Below are 17,577 nucleotides of genomic sequence, written 5' to 3' on the forward strand. Positions count from 1 at the left end.
CAGCCGATGTAGCTGCTTATATGAAGTATTACAACCTAAAAAGACTGCATACGTCTAATGGTGATATGACTCCGGTTGAGTATGAAAATCATCAATTAAACGTGTCCACTTGGGCTTGACCAGTACATTAAGCTAAGGTGGCTTCGCGCTAGACGGTAAACTGCTAGCTGAAGGTAGTAACGGACAACGCTAAACAGCTGAGAAATGTGAACTTGCTGTTGTTACAAAGGAATCCATTTTGTTGTGGCTTGGCTTATATTTCCGTTATTGCCCACTTTCTTTACTATCGACTTTACCTCTACACTTAGTGCCATAAAAATATAAGCATACGCAAGGAGGCGTTATGGGCTTTGCTGTGGTGATATGCCGCGCGCAAGTTGGCATGGATGCACCGGAAGTAAAGGTAGAAGTAAACCTGGGCCGAGGGCTGCCGGCCTTTCAAATTATAGGCATGCCGGAAACCACGGTACGAGAAGCCAAAGACAGGGTTCGCACGGCCATTATAAATAGCGGGCTAGAGTTTCCGGTGGCGCGCATTACGGTGAACCTTTCGCCTGCGGAGCTTCCCAAACACGGCGCGCGGTTTGACTTGGCCATTGCGCTCGGTATTCTTGCTGCCAACGATGCCATACCCGGCTCGGCCCTGGAGCAAATAGAATGTTATGGCGAACTAGCGCTCGACGGTGCGTTGCGTACGGTGCCGGGTATGCTGCCCGCATTACTTGCCACCCAACAGGCTAAGCGCACAGCCTTGATCCCGCCGGCGAACCAAGCTGAAGCAGCATTGCTGCGTAAATCCATGGCCTTTATTGTGTCAGACTTAGAAACGGCAGTATTGCACCTTACCCAGCGTGCAAAATTGACGCTGGTTGAGCCCGCCGAGCTTGATACGCAAATACAACAAGGGCCTGATATGGCCGATGTACAAGGTCAGCCTTTGGCCAAGCGTGCATTATTGTTAGCGGCTGCAGGTGGCCACCACGTTTTATTTGTTGGGCCTCCGGGAACCGGCAAAACCATGTTGGCAAAGCGTATGAACGGGCTAATGCCGCCATTAAATGAAGCCCACGCACTTGAAGTGGCAGCAATACAATCGCTCAGCAACCAACCCTTTGAATTAAGTAGTTGGCGCCAACGGCCTTTTCGTAGCCCCCATCATTCGTGTTCGGCTACCGCTTTAGTGGGGGGTGGATCTATTCCTCGCCCTGGTGAAATAACTTTAGCCCACCGTGGCATTTTATTTTTAGATGAGCTGACAGAAATGCCCCGCCATGTGCTGGACTCGTTGCGTGAACCGCTTGAGTCGGGCCGAGTTCATATAAGCCGCGCGAAACAACAAACAGAATATCCGGCTCGGTTTCAGTTGGTGTGTGCGCTGAATCCTTCGCCGTGTGGTCAGTTCGATGGTGACATTGCTTCAGCGCGAGCCACGCCAGATCAAATATTAAAATACTTAGGTCGGCTTTCAGGGCCATTTTTAGACCGAATAGACTTACAAGTTGAAGTGCCCCGGCAACCGGAGGTGCTGCGCCATAGGCAAACAAAAAGCTTAACGCCGAATACTGAAACAACGGCGGAGCTTGCTCAGCAAGTAGCAGCCGCTCGTGATATTCAGTACCAACGCCAAGGGGGGCTAAATACGGAGCTAGATGTGAAGCAGTTACACAATATATGTGTATTAGAAGCGGAAGATCATGACTTTCTTGTTAACGCGATTGAAAAGTTGCAGTTGTCGCACCGGGCCTATCATCGCACCTTACGTTTAGCGCGCACCATTGCCGACTTAGCTGGGTTGGAGCATATTGCTCGGCCGCACTTAGCCGAAGCGATGAGTTATCGTGCTTTAGACACGTTGCTAGCAAGGCTAAAGGAATTGTAATGTTCACCTACCGAACCTTTGTTGTATTTGTGTATCTACTGTAAAGTTAAAAGAATGAAAAACATGCGCAACGACAGTCGCTTTACAGTGAAAGCGACAAGAGCAGCGAGCAACTTCTAAGGTGGGTTCATGAAATTAATCAAAGTTTTTTTGTTCGCTGTTGTTATTTCTCTTTGCATTGGAATAACAAGCCAGCCAGCGGTAGCTGCTAGTGTTCAACTTCAAATAGACACATTACCCGACGAGCTGCGGCAGGTGATGGCAATGGCTTCCGAGGGGCGGCTAAAGGAAGCAGAAGACGAGCTGAAGTCGCTGCGCTCAACATTTGGTCACACGGCCGACTATTATTTTATAAAGGGCAGCTTAGCGCCTTTTAAGCTGGCAGAAGCTTCCGTGGTACGGGCGCCATTTATTGCTAGGGGCATGCGTAAAGACTGGGAAAAAGCAGTGGAAATAGACCCTAACCACGAACTTGCTAGCTTTTCTTTGGCGCTATTTTACGGTGCTGCACCAGGGTTGATTGGCGGTGACAAAGATAAAGCAGCGGCAATTTTGGCGCATTTACAAGCACTCGATTCGCCTTGGCAGTACCCTCTAAAAGCAAATTTAGCATTTGCACAAGAAGCAAGTTTGGACGTAGTAAAGGCAGCCCATTTTGAGTGGATTGAATTTGCTCCGAAAGAAATTCCCCCGCGCTTTAACTTAGCTACTTACCTTATTAATCATGAAGATTATGAAGCAGGGGCTGTGCAATTAACTCAGTTAGACGAGTTATTACAGACGCTAGGCGTTAGCTTAGAACGAGATGCTGAAGAGCAAGAGACAGCCCGAAATACGAGCGAAGAAATTGCAGCGTACCAGCTGAAGGTAGACTACCAATGGGGCAAACTTGCAGCTGAATCGGGCACTCATTTAGCAACGGGCCGAGAGCGTTTAATGGCATTAATTACCACCGAGCAGTTACCTGAAGGTATTGGCATGGGCTTTGTGCATGCGCGGTTGGCGCAAGTGTTTCAACATTTAGGCGAACCCGCCTTAGTGGCTGAACACCGCACAGCAGCAGAGCTGCTGGCAAGCGGTGATACTAATTTAACCGGCTTAATTAAAAAGTTAGACGGCTAACTACCAGCTGTATTCTTCATTGTCGAGCCAACCCCAAGGTGCTGGGGGAGTTGCTATGGGCTTGCTCAAGTCAACTTCAACTTGAAAGTCGCGTTCGTCTCGAAGTAACTGGTAACGCAACGTAGAAGCATTCGGGAAAGACACCACCCAAGTATTGCCTACAGATGCCGGCATATCATGCTCAGAAAACAGCACTTTGCTGTAATCGTCGGCTGGGAACACTTGGTTGTTGGCAGTGCCAATAGTAAAGGTACTGCCGCCATAACCAGTGACAGGGTCATGGCTGCCGTCGGCTAAACGGTGGTCGTGTTTAAGCTCCAAAGCATCTACGCTACGGCTAAATACCCAAGTGCGTGAATGGTCGTTGTCGACGTGTAAAGGCACACGAATACGATTTGTGCTGCATTCTTTCACTTCAATTACAATGCGAGCGGCCATCCAGTCGGCGTCAAGTTCGGGGTCACCAACACTGACCCGACCTTCGTATGAATTACCACAATGGGCTGCCAAGGAAGCAAAAAACTCATCTTGTGGGCTTTCTGCAGCAGGGCTACAAGCTGCTAATAATGGTAGGGCAACCGCTAGTGATAAAAAACCAGACCTTGTGTTCATATATTTACCTTTTAGGAAAAATTCGAATTCAGCACTACACCTATAGTACCTATTATTATACGTATTCTACAGGCGAGTTATTTGGGTTGAATAAGTAGCTGGCAAAGTTGATATAACGTAGCGTTGATTCGAATGGTAGGGCAGGGTTAGGTCTTGTACTATAAATGACAAAGCATTCCTATAAATAATATGTGCTGAAGAGAGTGATATGAAAGTATTTGGTAATGCGTTAGAAATGATTGGCAACACGCCTATGGTGCGTGTGAATTATCTCGACACTGGGTTATGCCAGTTATACTTAAAGTTAGAAACACATAACCCTAGTATGTCGATTAAAGATCGTATCGCTGTTTATATGATAGAAGCTGCTGAAAAAGCTGGCGAGATATCTCCTAGCGACACCTTAATAGAAGCAACCGCAGGTAACACGGGCTTGGGCTTAGCCATAGTAGCAGCACAAAAAGGCTATGCGCTTATTATTGTGATGCCCGACAAAATGAGCCGCGAAAAGCTATATAATTTAAAAGCACTGGGTGCAGAAGTAATTGAAACCCGCTCCGATGTGCAAAAAGGCCACCCTGAGTATTATCAAGACGTTGCGGAACGCATAAGCAAAGAGCGTGGCGCTTTTTATATCAACCAATTTGAAAATCCTGCCAACGTGCAAGCTCACTATGAAACCACTGGCCCAGAAATTTGGCAGCAAATGGACGCCAAACTCGACGCTTTTGTGTGTGGTGTTGGCTCGGGCGGAACCCTAACGGGCATTGGCCGTTATTTGCGGGAACAAAAAAGTGATGTGGAATTAGTGCTTGCCGATCCAGAAGGCTCTATTTTAGCGCCGCTCCTTAACGAAGGGAAAACGCCTAAGGCTGGCAGCTGGCGCGTCGAAGGTATTGGCGAAGATTTTGTGCCTAATATTTGTGAGCTTGAATTGGCGAGCACGGCTTATGCAATTTCGGACCAAGAAAGCTTCCAAGTTGCACGAGACGTATCACTAAAAGAAGGCCTGTTGGTTGGGTCGTCGTCGGGCACGCTGATTGCCGCTGCGTTGCAATACTGCCAAGCCCAAACCGAACCGAAGCGCGTAGTGACCTTAGTGTGCGACACGGGTGCGCGCTATTTATCTAAACTATTTAATGACGAGTGGCTTGCCGCTCAGAATTTTGAAAACGAATAGGTGCTCTATGCGCGACAATAAAAACTTAGCTTTTGCCACCCGAACCATTCATGGTGGCCAAGAGCCTGAGCCAGTAACAGGTGCGGTGATGCCGCCAATAGTGACCAGTTCTACGTATGTGCAAAAAAGCCCTGGTGTGCATTCAGGTTTTGAGTACTCACGCTCCCACAACCCCACTCGGTTTGCTTGGGAACGCTCGGTGGCAAATTTAGAAGGCGGGCAACAAGGCTATGCCTTTGCTTCGGGTATGGCAGCTACTTCGACTATGTTGGAAGTGCTCGATTCCGGCGACCATGTGATTGCCATGGACGACTTATACGGCGGTAGTTTCCGTTTGTTTGATAAGGTACGCGAGCGCTCTGCTGGGTTGCAGTTTAGCTATGTGGATTTAGCCAACTTAGACGCCATTAAAGCAGCATTAAAGCCTGAAACCCGCATGATTTGGATTGAAACGCCGAGTAACCCTATGCTGAAACTGGTCGACATTGCAGCCATAGCAGCGATTGGCCATGCCCACCGCGAAGACATGGTGGTAGTGGTGGATAATACCTTCGCCACGCCCTATAACCAACGCCCGTTAGAACTAGGTGCCGATATGGTGATGCATTCAGCAACCAAATATTTAAATGGCCATTCCGACATGGTAGGCGGCATTGCGGTGGTAGGTGAGCGTAACGATTTAATTGAAAAAATGACCTTTTTACAAAACGCCGTTGGTGCTGTTGCTGGCCCTTTCGACAGTTACCTTGCATTGCGTGGAGTGAAAACCTTAGCCTTGCGTATGCGCCAACATAATGAAGCGGCACTAGAAATTGCCCAGTGGCTAGAGCAGCACCCACGGGTGCGGAAAGTAATACATCCTGGTTTAACAAGCCACCCGCAGCACGAACTCGCTAAAAAACAAATGCACGGCTTTGGCGGGATGATTTCTATTTTCTTAGACGGTGATTTGAGCCATGCCCGCACTTTTTTAGAGCAGGTGAAAATATTTGCCTTAGCAGAAAGCCTAGGTGGGGTAGAAAGCTTAATTGAACATCCAGCCATTATGACCCATGCGTCGATACCAAAAGAAACTCGCGAAAAACTAGGTATTCACGACAACTTTGTCCGTATTTCAGTGGGTATTGAAGACACCGCCGACTTAATTGCCGACCTAGAGCAAGCATTGGCGGCCATGTGAATAAGGAACATAAAGCATGAGTAACAAGCAACAAAGCGTACAGCCATTTCACTTGGCTATTCCAGTGGATAACCTTGAACACGCTCGATCATTTTATGCGAATGTGCTTGGTTGCGCGCAAGGGCGTAGCTCGGAGCAATGGATTGACTGGAACTTTTTTGGCCACCAATTGGTAACTCACGTGGCGCCGGAGCGAATTTTGCCACCGGCACACAATGCCGTGGATGGGCATAATGTGCCGGTGCCTCATTTTGGCGTGGTACTGGGCATGGAGCAGTGGCAAGCTTTGGCGGATCGCGTACGTGCCGCTGGTATTGAATTTGTTATAGAGCCTTACCTTCGCTTTGAAGGCCAACCAGGCGAACAAGCCACCATGTTTTTCTATGACTACTCAGGCAATGCCCTTGAATTCAAAGCATTTGTCGACCTAAACCAGTTGTTTGCCAGTTAAGGTAAATTAGTCGTCAAAACAAATAAAGTGTTCCGTGGCTACCGCCGCATTCATCGTTAAGCACGAATGTGGCGGCACTATAATAACTAAGTCACCAAGCTTAAGTTCACGCACCATAGCGGCGGGCAAACGTAATTTTCCATGCTCTTGGGAAAGGCTAATCACCACGGCATCGGTAATAGGCGCCCCCCAGCCGTTGGCGGTATTGTGCATAACCTGTCCGAAAATACGTTCGCTGCTGCCATTAGGCTGGGTGGTATCTACCCAGTCTTTTCCAAAGTGCACGGCACCACCATGAACCACCACTTCATTGCGCTCTGGGTAGCGAGCAATAACAGGGCAGGCCATGGCTAAGGCAATATTTTGCCAGTTGCAGGCGCCAATGGTTTTTTGCTGCAAGTCGTAAAACACATAATTGCCTGGGCGAATTTCATTGGCCATAGGAAAACTGTCCATACGGCTACAAGTGGGCGTGTCGCCAGTCGACACCCAAAGCGGGCTGCCGTGCCACGCCATCATATCTATCAACTCTTTTAAACGCGCTGAACTTTCTTGATGCACCGCTTGAATAGCCGCGTCGCCCGTGGCGTTATAGCTGTGGCCACTATGCACCATTAAGCCAATGCGCTGCACCTTGGGCTGTGCTTGTAAGGCATCGAGCAACGACCGAATACGGTTGTGTTGTTGCCAATGCATACCGGTACGGCCGTATCCGGTGTCTATTTCAACCATCACCTTAAGCGCATGGGTAATATTATTTATGACGGCTAAAGCGTCTTCGTGCTCAATGGTTAAGGTTAAACTTACTCGGCTGGCTAAACTATTTAGGGCAGGCAATTCGCGTGGGTTAAGCGGAATAGCAATATGAATGTCGGTCCAGCCGGCGTCGGCAAATTGCTGCGCCATAGTCAGTGACGACACGGCAATAGGGGTGCTTTCGGGTGGCCCAAACCATTTGCCAATAAAGTTTGATTGGTGGGTTTTGAAGTGCGGCCGTAGGGCAACCCCAGCTGCATTGGCTTTTTCTTGCATGGTACGAATATTGTGCTGGGCACGGCGGCGGTTTATTAATACCGTGGGGCCGGCAATTGTGTCCCAATTAATTTTCATGACGTCATCTCCAATGGGGTAACAGGCCAAGGCAAACAGGTAACGTCGAGGTTACCGCCACTTAAAATAAGCCCGGTGGTTTTGTTGGCAAAAAAATCAGGGTAAGCCAGTACAGCAGCTAACACCGTGGCCGACGAAGGCTCAATAATAATTTTAAGCTCTTGCCAAACAAGCTTCATGGCCTGTACTACGTCGAGGTCGCTTACTTTTAATATTGCCGCTACGTCACTTTGAATAATTGGAAAAGTAAGTTCACCTAATTGGGTAAGTAAACCGTCACATATACTCACTAAACCACGTGAAGGTTCAATTTTACCACTTTGTAGCGACGCCCAAGCATCGTCGGCCCGTTCTGGCTCAGCGGCGTACACGGTCATATTCTGGCTGTGACCCACCATGCAGGTGCCAGCCAATAAACCACCGCCACCCACAGGAGTAATTAAATTGTCTATGCCAGGCACTTGTTTAATCAGCTCAAGAGCCGCGGTACCTTGGCCCACAATAATGTCGGCGTGGTTATAAGGAGGAATAAAAAGCGCGTTTGGGGCTGCTTGCTGTTGTTGGTCAATAAACGCTTGGCGAGCGGGCATGCCTGCACTTATTTCCGTTATTTTTGCGCCATAACGGGCAATGTTGGCCTTCTTAAAAGCTGGCGCAGTTACTGGAACAGCCACATGAACTGGAATATTAAGCATTTGACCCGCACAAGCGAGCGCGGCGCCATGGTTTCCAGAAGACACGGTGTAAACGCCACCAGCACGTTGTTCGGCGGTAAGTTTTAGTAGTGAGTAACAGGCGCCACGAAACTTAAAAGCCCCCGTACGCTGAAGGTTTTCGCACTTGAAAAACAACGTGCCGTTCACTAACTCATTTAATGCAAAGCTTTGTAACACTGGGGTTTTTACAATATAGGGTGCGATTAACTGTTCGGCTTGGTGCACGGCGGCAAGGTTAATTGCGCCGAAACCTGCCGCAGACTGCCATGCTGCCACTTTTTGCCTCTTTCTATGTTAGGAGTTACTGGTGATGAACTGACCAAAAGAGTACACTATGCTGGCCTCAACAGGCTAGCCCAATTAGCGCACTAAGAACCGCACTTCAGGAGATAAGAATGGATATTTGGACGGCTTCGATTACGTTATTACTGATTATGAACCCACTAGGCAACTTGCCTATTTTTCTTTCAGTACTGCGTCATATTGAACCTAAGCGTCGTCGTGTGGTGTTGGCGCGTGAGCTTATTTTCGCCTTAATTATTATGCTTATTTTCTTATATGCGGGCACGGGCCTATTAGAAAGCTTAGGGTTACGCCAAGAAGCGGTAGGTATTGCCGGCGGTATTATTCTTTTTATTATTGCTTTGCGAATGATTTTCCCGCAACCAGGTGGAGTACTTGGCTTACCCGCGGGTGAAGAGCCATTTTTAGTACCCTTAGCCACGCCATTAATTTCAGGGCCGTCGTTACTGGCGTCGCTGATACTGTTAGCGAACCAGTCGCCCGATCGTATGCTCGACTGGACCATAGCTGCTGTTGGCGCCTGGTTAGTGTCGGCAACCGTACTTATGTTTAGTAATGTGTTTTTACGTGCTTTAGGTCAGCGAGGCTTAAACGCTATCGAACGCTTAATGGGTATGATCTTGATTATGATTGCGGTGCAAATGTTCCTCGACGGCATTATGCAATATGTTGAACAAGGTGCGCTGGCATGAGCCGGCGTACCTTATTCCAACGTATTCGGGCCCTTGAACCCGATAGCCAAGGCGTGTTAGCAGCTTACTTATGTGAGCGCCTACTCCCAAACTACGACTTGTTTGCTGAGCAAATGCAGGCAGGCGACAGCAAAATATTGCGTGGCATGCTGAATGCTATATGGGACAAGTTTGCCACCGGTAAAGGGGCAGACTGGGAGCGCTGGCAAGAAAAAATAGAAACCGTAACGCCCAGCGAAATAGAGCACGATGTACTGGGTGTTTATCCGGCTATTGCAGCCTGTACAGCGCTAAGTAGTTTAGCCCAAGGGTTAGCTGATCGGGAAGCGGGCCCCTTTTTAGACGTGGCTAAAATTTCGCAAGGTAGTGTGGCGCATTATTTAGAGTTAGGCGAATGTGCCGATATAAACGATGCCGCCGCACGCGCTGAAGCAATTGAAAACCATGAACTTATGCTTTACGAAGAAGCCACCCAAGAGGCCATGGTAGAATACCTTGAGCGAGTGGGAGTCGTAACGAAAGGGTTAGTTCGCGACGTTCGCCAAATTGCTCGCGAAGAAGGCCATTCTAACTTAGGCTTGTAAGTTGCTAGGTTGGTTAGCTGGTAAGATAAAGACGAGCACTTGATTGACCCATTATTTTTTCTTTCTGTAAATTCCAATGGCTTGGTAACTGTATTGCAGCATTAACTTCTGTTTCAAGGTAAACCAAGGCGTTTTCAGCCAGCCAATTGTGTTTAGCCAGTAACTCTATGGCTTGGTTGGCAAGGTTTTTATGGAACGGTGGGTCAATAAACACCAGGTTACAGGCTTGCTGTACGGAAGCCTGTGCTAATAACGTTAAGGCGTTGCCAGGGTGCACCTGGCTTATGTTTTCTGCTTGAAGTGTGGCAAGGTTGGTTGTTAATTGTTGGGCTGATGCGGGCTCCTGCTCAAAAAATATAACATGGGCGGCACCGCGAGAAAGGGCTTCAATACCTAGGCTGCCGGTGCCGGCAAATATATCGAGTACCTGTACGTCGGCGAGTTTAAACTGCAGCCAGTTAAACACGGTTTCTTTTAATCTGTCGGTAGTTGGACGCAGTCCGTCAGCGTCTAATACTGGTAGCTTGCGACCACGCCAACGGCCACCAATGATTCTGATTTGGCCCATCGCTGCAGTTGTTTTTTTTCGCGCCATTGGTATGTCCTAATTTAAAACAAAATGTTTACCCGCTCATAGGTGAAATGATACATGAATTGCCCGTATGATGGAGGCAATAAGATAAGCCACCTATGTTATGATTTATTTTTCTCGGAGAAGTATGTGATATGAGTGAGAAAGGCTCTCTTTTTTCATCGTGGTTCAGGCGTAAAAAGACCGTTGACACCGACTCGGTAGACCCTCAGGTGCCCGAGCAAGAAGTGCCGGTAGAAAACGCAGAAGAGCCAGCGCCCGTCGAGCCCGTTACAATTGAACCAGAACCAAAACCCGAATCTGAATCTAAACCTGCGGTTGAAGCTGAATCTGCCCCAGCAGAGCCAGAAACTGTAACGGCCACTCGGCCGAAGAAGAAAAGCTGGTTGCAACGACTACGGGAAGGCTTACAGAAAACTTCAGGTAGTTTAGGCAGTGGTTTAAGTAATTTATTCCGCGGCAAAAAAATTGATGACGAGCTGTTTGAAGAGCTAGAAACCCATTTGTTAATGGCCGACGTTGGCATTGAAACCACCTCACGTATTATCGAGCTATTAACCGAGCACGCGTCGCGCCATGAGTTACAAAACGCGGAAGCTTTATACGACCGTTTAAAAGAAGAAATGGCGCGCTTACTTGAGCCAGTGAACCAGCCCCTTATTATTCCAGAAAACCACGAAGGTCCTTTTGTTATTTTAATGGTGGGTGTAAACGGGGTGGGTAAAACCACTACGATTGGTAAGTTAGCTCGCCAATTTAAAGCTGAAGGAAAGTCGGTTATGTTGGCAGCAGGCGACACTTTCCGTGCTGCTGCGGTAGAACAACTGCAAGTATGGGGTGAACGGAACGATATAGCGGTTATTACCCAGCATACGGGCGCCGATAGTGCGTCGGTATTGTACGATGCGGTAGAAGCTGCAAAAGCTCGGGGTATTGATGTATTGTTAGCTGACACGGCAGGGCGTTTGCAAAATAAGTCTAACCTAATGGAAGAATTACGGAAAATTGTTCGGGTTATGCAAAAAATAGACCCGAATATGCCCCACGAGGTTATGCTAACTCTCGACGCTGGTACCGGCCAAAACGCAATTAGCCAAACGAATTTATTTAACGAAACCGTTCCGTTAACGGGTTTAGTAATGACTAAATTAGACGGCACAGCCAAAGGTGGAGTTATTTTTGCGTTGGCAGATCAATTTAAAATACCTATACGTTATATTGGCGTAGGCGAACAACTGGAAGACTTGCGGCCCTTTAATGCCAACGAATTTGTGGCCGCCTTGTTTGCTAACAACGAGGCAAAGGATACCTAACACGCTATGATCCACTTTGAACAAGTAAGTAAAACTTACCCAGGCGGCTTTCAGGCACTTAAACAAGTGAGTTTCAGGCTTGAACAAAGCGAAATGGCGTTTCTTACGGGTCATAGTGGAGCAGGCAAAACCACGCTTCTAAGGTTAATTTCATTAATGGAGCGGGCGTCTATTGGCCGCGTAGCTATTAATGGCCACGACTTACGCAAAGTAGGGCGCAAACAAGTACCTTACTTACGCCGCGACATAGGCATGATTTTTCAAGACCACCGCTTACTTATCGATAAAACTATTTTCGATAACGTGGCCTTGCCGCTTTATATAGAAGGCTACACGCAAGGCGAAGCCCGCAAACGAGTACAAGCTGCGCTTGATAAGGTGGGTTTAGCAGGCAAAGAGCGTCATTACCCAATGATGCTTTCAGGCGGCGAACAACAGCGAGTAGGCATTGCTCGAGCTATTGTAAACAAGCCGCCTTTATTGCTCGCCGACGAGCCAACAGGAAACCTAGACCCAAAATTGTCAATGGAAATTATGCGCTTATTTGAAAGCTTTAACGACGTGGGGGTAGCCGTGTTAATTGCAACCCACGACTTAGGGCTGATTGCACGTATGAAATACCGCACCTTAACGTTAAAAAATGGCCAAATGATTAATGACGGTCTTGCGCATCATTCGGAGCAGCTAGACGGAGCTGTTTTATGAATAGCGGTAAAGTGAAAATATCGGCTTGGCGTCGTTTTGTCATGTTCTGGGTGCATAATCTTCAGCAAGCGTTAGGAAGTTTGGGTGAGCTAACGCGTAATCCGTGGGCGTCCATGATGACTATTGCGGTATTAGGGCTAAGCTTAACCTTACCAAGCACGTTATATGTAGTGGTTAAAAATAGCCAAGCAGCTACGGTGGGTTTAAGCGACGCGGCCGAAATAAGTTTGTATTTGCGTAAAGATTTGAAACAGCACGACGTGGAAACCTTTGCTAAGCGTATCGAATTAAGAAATGACGTAGAGCAAGTGCAAATTATAATGCGCGATGCCGGCCTGCGCGATTTTCGTGAAAGCTCGGGTTTTGGGAGTGCGCTCGACTATTTAGACGAAAACCCATTGCCCGACGTGCTGGTGGTGTTGCCCCAGGCAGATTTTAAGTCGGTTGAGCGGGCGCAAGGTTTGTTAGCGCAATTACAACAAGAGCGCGAAGTAAGCTCAGCAAGTTTAGACTTGCAGTGGCTAGAACGACTGCAAGCTTTGGTTCGTTTTGTTGAAGATGTACTAGGTGCACTTGCGGTGTTATTGTGTGCGGCGGTTGTACTTATTGTAGGTAATACCATACGGCTGATGATTTTAAATCGGCGCGACGAAATTATTGTTATGAAGCTGGTTGGCGCTACTGATGCTTATATCCAGCGACCATTTCTATATACGGGCTTTTGGTATGGTATAATAGGTGGTGTAGTGGCGTGGATAGCCACTGCAATACTTGTTTTTTGGATAGCTCGAGCAGTGTCGGGAGTAACGGTTCTTTACGACAGCTCGTTTCAGTTGTCAGGTTTGAACTTTACCGAACTGATGATTTTATGGCTGGTTGCAGTGGTGTTAGGGCTAATAGGTTCTTTTATTGCTGTGCGCCGGCATGTGGCGGCTATTGAGCCGCGGTAAAACATAGGTTTGTTCCTACTTGCGCGACGCTCTAGCTCTGCTAGAATGCAAGTTTCCGGGAACTTTTAACCGGTTTATGGCTCTAATGTTTTGAGCGTTTAAAGTGGGTTATTTTAGGCTGATGTTGAGCTAAAATAACCGCTGGAAAACAATGCATTTTAAGTCATACATTCGCTTGAAGAGAGGTTTGTCGATGACTAATCAAATTAATTCAATGGCTATAACAGTCCCACAAACGGGCAGTCTAGAGGCCTATATAACTTCGGTGAATCGCATTCCTATGCTAACACCCGAAGAAGAAATAGAACTAGGTGAACGCCTACAAGAATCAGGCGACCTAAGCGCAGCAAAACGACTAATCATGTCGCACTTACGCTTTGTGGTACATGTAGCGCGTGGTTATTCGGGTTATGGCTTACCCCAAGCTGACCTTATCCAAGAGGGTAACGTTGGCTTAATGAAAGCGGTAAAGCGCTTTGATCCTACTTTCGGGGTACGTCTGGTTTCTTTCGCGGTGCACTGGATAAAAGCAGAAATTCATGAGTACGTGCTACGTAACTGGCGCATTGTTAAGGTAGCTACTACTAAAGCACAGCGTAAGTTGTTCTTTAACCTGCGCCGTTCGAAAAAGCGTTTAGGTTGGTTTACGGGTGAAGAAGTAGAAACGGTTGCCCGTGAATTAGGGGTAACGCCGAGCGACGTAATGGAAATGGAAACGCGCATGAGCGCCCATGATCCTGCCTTTGAACTAAGCTCCGACGATAGCGATGCGCGGGAAGGTGCTAACTTTTCGCCAGCCCAGTACTTACAAGATCATGCTTCTAACCTTGCTGAAGAAGTTGAACAAGAAGACTGGGAAGAGCATAACAACAAGCGCTTAAGTTATGCTATGTCGAGCTTAGACGAACGGAGCCAGCACATTGTACGTGCTCGTTGGCTGGAAGAAGATAAAACCACACTGCAAGACTTGGCTAATTATTACTCTGTTTCTGCAGAGCGTATTCGCCAACTTGAAGTGAATGCAATGAAGAAATTGCGCTCTGCCATGCAGTGATAGCAATACCATCGATGAAATGTCGAATAGGGTGCGGTGCGTGTTGTATCGCGCCCTCTATTTCTAGCCCCATTCCTGGTATGCCTAACGGTAAACCCGCCAATACCCCTTGCATACAGCTTACCAAAGACTTTACCTGCGCCATTTTTGGCCAGCCCGAGCGGCCGCAAGTGTGTCGAGACTTTACTGCCGAAATAACAACCTGCGGCAACACGCGCGAGGAAGCGCTTATTTACATATCGCGGTTAGAAGCAGAAACCAGTAGTTAAAGTATTACTTTGTTAGGTAGGTGCTTGGGTTGACGGGATCACCACGGTGGCGAATTTCAAAGTACAGCCCTGGCTCACTTTGGCCGCCACTTTGGCCCACTAAAGAAATAATCTGCCCTTGCCGCACGGCCTCGCCCACGTCGAACATTAATGCTTGGTTATAACCATACAAACTCATAAAGCCTTCACCGTGGTCTAGCACTATCACTAAACCAAAGCCCCGCAACCAATCAGCAAATAGCACCCTGCCGTCGGCAATACTACGCACGGGTACTTCAGCGGTGCCGTTTATAACAATACCGCGCCAATTAACCTGGCTACTTCGCTGTTCACCAAAACGATGGCGCAACTGACCGCTTAATGGCCAAGGTAGCTTGCCGCGTAAATTAGCTAAACCAGATAAATTGATATCGCTGGCACGCAATACGTCGGCAAGGGCGGCAAGTAATTCAGTCATTTCTTGTTCATTTTGCAGCATGGCCTGAAGCTCGCTAGAGGTAGAGCTTTGTGCTGCTTGAAGTGCTGCCACGCGCTGTTCTTGCTCATTCTGCTGGGTTTGCAAGCGGCTGCGTTGGCGCTCTTGTTCGGTGCGCCGTTGGGCTAAGCGGGTATGCTGTGCTGCCAAGTTGGTTTGAACTTCAACCAATTCCAGCTCGGTGGCGTGTAGGTTGCGTAGCTGGCTTAAGCGTGCTTCATTTAAATGGCGATAATATTCTAGTAAGCGTTCGAAGCGACCAGGATGGTCTTGATTCAGCAGTAATTTCAGGAAGTTATAATCACCAGAGCGATAAGCCGCTTCAATTTGATCGGCCAGCACACCAGCTTGTTGCTGCAAGCTTAATTGAAGTAAGTTTTGTTCCTCTTCTAACTCACGAATACGTGCCTCAATACCGCCCATTTCCTGCTCTGTACGGCGCAGGGCTTGGGTGCTGGTGGCAATGTTTTGTTCAATGTCCCGCAGTGCTTTCTCGGTACTGGTAAGTTGTTGCTGGCGCCGTTCAAACTGGCGCCGTTGTTGGGCTATATTCTTTTGTAAGTCACGTAGCTGTTGCTCTGTACGGGCAAGCTCTTGGCGCGCGTCGCTTTGTTGGGCGCCCACGGCAGTAAAGGCCAAACTAAGGCACAAAAAAAACACACAGGCAAGAGCATAGTTACGCGCAGTCATTGTTACCTACTTCAGCTGCATAAGAGTCTTGCCAGTCATTTCTGCTGGCTGCTCCATACCCATTAGGTGCAGCATGGTGGGGGCCACGTCAGACAAGCGCCCGCCACTGGTTACTGGGGTAGCGTCGCGGCCCACATAAATAAAGGGTACTAAGTTGCTGGTATGAGCGGTATGCGACTGGCCGGTGGCGTGGTCTGCCATTTGTTCAGCATTACCATGGTCGGCGGTAATTAAAGCTTCGCCACCATAGGTTTTTAACGCTTCGACAATGCGGCCGACACAAGCGTCTAGGGCTTCGCAGGCTTTTACCGTGGCATCAAAGTTACCGGTATGGCCTACCATGTCGCCATTGGGGTAGTTACAAATAATAGCGTCGAATTCACCCGACTTTATAGCTGTAACTAAGGCGTCGGTCAAAGCTTCAGAGCTCATTTCAGGCTGTAAATCATAGGTGGCAACTTGGGGCGAAGGAATAAGAATACGCTGTTCACCTTTAAATTGCTGCTCGCGGCCACCACTAAAAAAGAACGTTACATGGGCGTACTTTTCAGTTTCAGAAATTCGCAATTGAGTTTTATTATGTTTTTCTAGCCATTCACCAAATACATTGGTTAGTGTTTCAGGCGGGAAAGCTGCCGGGGCGTCAATGTCGGCGGCGTATTCCGTAAGCATTATAAAATCGCTTAGCGCTGGGGCTTGGCGTGCAAAATGGTTAAATTCCTTATCAACAAAACAATGGGTTAATTCACGGGCCCGATCAGCACGGAAGTTCATAAAAAACACCGCGTCGTTGTCGCCAATAGGTGTTGCGCCGTTAATCCAAGTGGGCTTCACAAACTCGTCGCTTTCACCACGGTCGTAGGCTGCAGCTAAACCCGCTGCTGCTGTTGCCGCAGGATAATCAGTTTGTGCCGCTGTAAGTAGCAGCCAAGCCTGTTCTATTCGGTCCCAACGATTGTCGCGGTCCATGGCATAATAACGGCCACATAAACTAGCAAAGCGTGCGCCGGGAATATCAACAAAAGCTTGTTCTAGCTTTTCAATGCTGGCTGCTGCAGAGCGTGGCGGCGTGTCTCGGCCGTCTAGAAATGCATGCACTAAAATAGATTCAGCACCGCGTTGGTGAGCCATTTGCGCCATGGCAAGTAAGTGGTCTTCGTGGCTGTGTACGCCGCCTGGGGAAAGCAGGCCGATAATATGTACGGTGCCATTTTTTGCCGCGCAGCGTTCCAAGCCTTTAACTAATACTGGGTTGTCAAAAAAGTCGCCGTCGGTAATGGCCTTAGAAACTCGCGTGAAGTCTTGATACACAATGCGGCCGGCACCTAAATTCATGTGGCCTACTTCAGAATTACCCATTTGGCCTTCGGGTAAGCCAACAGCTAAGCCTGAACCGTCTACTAATGTATGTGGTGCAGTGGTATATAATGAGTCTAAAACCGGTGTGCGGGCATGAGCAATGGCATTATCAGGCGCCATTTCACGGTCTCCCCAGCCGTCGAGTATAACAAGCACAAGTGGGTTTTTACGGACAGCAGCAGATGTCATTGTTACTCCTAGCGGAACATTTGTTTTTGAAAGCGTCGGAAACGATGATAATAGTGCCAAGAGTTTACTTTATTTAACAACCCGAAGCACCCCAAGCAAAGATTATTTACTGATCCTAAGCGTTATAGTGGTTATACTCTGCAGCTATATTT

General features: G+C 48.1%; 19 protein-coding genes. 13 read left to right on the forward strand and 6 right to left on the reverse strand.

Annotated features, from left to right (window positions below; all coding sequences use genetic code 11):
- The 3 genes from M1L23_RS11995 to M1L23_RS12005 all read left to right on the forward strand — a co-directional run.
- The coding region (locus M1L23_RS11995) for an IS3 family transposase (protein WP_252627753.1) at nucleotides 1–119 on the forward strand (119 nt) is incomplete at its 5' end.
- 224 nt (nucleotides 120–343) lie between these two features.
- On the forward strand, nucleotides 344–1,879 hold the full coding sequence (locus tag M1L23_RS12000; RefSeq protein WP_252627677.1) for a YifB family Mg chelatase-like AAA ATPase: 1,536 nt from the start codon (nucleotides 344–346) through the stop codon (nucleotides 1,877–1,879).
- 129 nt (nucleotides 1,880–2,008) lie between these two features.
- A complete protein-coding gene (locus tag M1L23_RS12005; RefSeq protein ID WP_252627678.1) occupies nucleotides 2,009–3,001 on the forward strand; it encodes a tetratricopeptide repeat protein in 993 nt (330 codons plus the stop codon).
- Here the strand turns inward: M1L23_RS12005 and M1L23_RS12010 are convergent, their stop codons facing one another.
- Nucleotides 3,002–3,613: a hypothetical protein gene (locus M1L23_RS12010; RefSeq protein WP_252627679.1), complete on the reverse strand. Its 612-nt coding sequence runs from the start codon at nucleotides 3,611–3,613 to the stop codon at nucleotides 3,002–3,004.
- Between the two features lie 208 nt (nucleotides 3,614–3,821).
- On the opposite strand from M1L23_RS12010, the gene M1L23_RS12015 reads away from it, so the two are divergent.
- The 3 genes from M1L23_RS12015 to M1L23_RS12025 are packed head-to-tail and all read left to right on the forward strand — an operon-like array spanning nucleotide 3,822 to nucleotide 6,424.
- Nucleotides 3,822–4,793: a PLP-dependent cysteine synthase family protein gene (locus tag M1L23_RS12015; protein WP_252627680.1), complete on the forward strand. Its 972-nt coding sequence runs from the start codon at nucleotides 3,822–3,824 to the stop codon at nucleotides 4,791–4,793.
- A 7-nt stretch (nucleotides 4,794–4,800) separates the two neighbouring features.
- Nucleotides 4,801–5,973 (forward strand): cystathionine gamma-synthase, encoded by a 1,173-nt coding sequence (locus tag M1L23_RS12020; RefSeq protein ID WP_252627681.1) that lies wholly within the window; start codon nucleotides 4,801–4,803, stop codon nucleotides 5,971–5,973.
- 16 nt (nucleotides 5,974–5,989) lie between these two features.
- Complete coding sequence (locus M1L23_RS12025; RefSeq protein ID WP_252627682.1) at nucleotides 5,990–6,424, forward strand: VOC family protein; 435 nt, start codon at nucleotides 5,990–5,992, stop codon at nucleotides 6,422–6,424.
- A 6-nt stretch (nucleotides 6,425–6,430) separates the two neighbouring features.
- Here M1L23_RS12025 and M1L23_RS12030 read toward each other — a convergent pair whose 3' ends face one another.
- Nucleotides 6,431–7,534 (reverse strand): alanine racemase, encoded by a 1,104-nt coding sequence (locus tag M1L23_RS12030; protein ID WP_252627683.1) that lies wholly within the window; start codon nucleotides 7,532–7,534, stop codon nucleotides 6,431–6,433.
- Nucleotides 7,531–8,526, reverse strand: a complete 996-nt coding sequence (locus tag M1L23_RS12035) for a threonine ammonia-lyase (protein WP_252627684.1) — start codon at nucleotides 8,524–8,526, stop codon at nucleotides 7,531–7,533. Before M1L23_RS12035 ends, M1L23_RS12030 begins: the two co-directional genes overlap by 4 nt.
- Before the next feature lie 119 nt (nucleotides 8,527–8,645).
- Here M1L23_RS12035 and M1L23_RS12040 point away from each other — a divergent pair, with 119 nt between their 5' ends.
- A complete protein-coding gene (locus M1L23_RS12040; protein WP_252627685.1) occupies nucleotides 8,646–9,245 on the forward strand; it encodes a YhgN family NAAT transporter in 600 nt (199 codons plus the stop codon).
- Nucleotides 9,242–9,829, forward strand: a complete 588-nt coding sequence (locus tag M1L23_RS12045; RefSeq protein WP_252627686.1) for a DUF416 family protein — start codon at nucleotides 9,242–9,244, stop codon at nucleotides 9,827–9,829. Before M1L23_RS12040 ends, M1L23_RS12045 begins: the two co-directional genes overlap by 4 nt.
- A 13-nt stretch (nucleotides 9,830–9,842) precedes the next feature.
- On the opposite strand, the gene rsmD is transcribed toward M1L23_RS12045, so the two are convergent.
- Nucleotides 9,843–10,424, reverse strand: coding sequence for a 16S rRNA (guanine(966)-N(2))-methyltransferase RsmD (gene rsmD / locus M1L23_RS12050; RefSeq protein WP_252627687.1), 582 nt, complete (start codon nucleotides 10,422–10,424; stop codon nucleotides 9,843–9,845).
- 131 nt (nucleotides 10,425–10,555) lie between these two features.
- Between rsmD and ftsY the strand changes: the two genes are divergently transcribed.
- From ftsY to M1L23_RS12075, 5 genes are all read left to right on the forward strand, one after another.
- Nucleotides 10,556–11,734, forward strand: coding sequence for a signal recognition particle-docking protein FtsY (gene ftsY / locus M1L23_RS12055; RefSeq protein WP_252627688.1), 1,179 nt, complete (start codon nucleotides 10,556–10,558; stop codon nucleotides 11,732–11,734).
- Between the two features lie 6 nt (nucleotides 11,735–11,740).
- On the forward strand, nucleotides 11,741–12,439 hold the full coding sequence (gene ftsE, locus M1L23_RS12060; RefSeq protein WP_252627689.1) for a cell division ATP-binding protein FtsE: 699 nt from the start codon (nucleotides 11,741–11,743) through the stop codon (nucleotides 12,437–12,439).
- Nucleotides 12,436–13,389, forward strand: coding sequence for a permease-like cell division protein FtsX (gene ftsX, locus M1L23_RS12065; protein WP_252627690.1), 954 nt, complete (start codon nucleotides 12,436–12,438; stop codon nucleotides 13,387–13,389). Before ftsE ends, ftsX begins: the two co-directional genes overlap by 4 nt.
- A gap of 193 nt (nucleotides 13,390–13,582) precedes the next feature.
- Entirely contained in the window at nucleotides 13,583–14,443 is an 861-nt protein-coding gene (rpoH, locus tag M1L23_RS12070) for an RNA polymerase sigma factor RpoH (RefSeq protein WP_252627691.1), read from the forward strand.
- A 14-nt stretch (nucleotides 14,444–14,457) separates the two neighbouring features.
- Entirely contained in the window at nucleotides 14,458–14,712 is a 255-nt protein-coding gene (locus tag M1L23_RS12075; protein WP_252627692.1) for a YkgJ family cysteine cluster protein, read from the forward strand.
- A 4-nt stretch (nucleotides 14,713–14,716) separates the two neighbouring features.
- Here M1L23_RS12075 and M1L23_RS12080 read toward each other — a convergent pair whose 3' ends face one another.
- Together M1L23_RS12080 and gpmI are read right to left on the reverse strand one after the other, a co-directional pair.
- Nucleotides 14,717–15,877: a murein hydrolase activator EnvC family protein gene (locus tag M1L23_RS12080; protein ID WP_252627693.1), complete on the reverse strand. Its 1,161-nt coding sequence runs from the start codon at nucleotides 15,875–15,877 to the stop codon at nucleotides 14,717–14,719.
- A 6-nt stretch (nucleotides 15,878–15,883) separates the two neighbouring features.
- Nucleotides 15,884–17,425 carry a 2,3-bisphosphoglycerate-independent phosphoglycerate mutase gene (gene gpmI, locus M1L23_RS12085; RefSeq protein WP_252627694.1) on the reverse strand — a complete coding sequence of 514 codons (1,542 nt, stop codon included), beginning with the start codon at nucleotides 17,423–17,425 and terminating at the stop codon, nucleotides 15,884–15,886.
- Nucleotides 17,426–17,577 lie beyond the last annotated feature (152 nt).

The sequence above is a fragment of the Aliidiomarina quisquiliarum genome, from assembly GCF_023922585.1.
GTDB lineage: Bacteria > Pseudomonadota > Gammaproteobacteria > Enterobacterales > Alteromonadaceae > Aliidiomarina > Aliidiomarina quisquiliarum.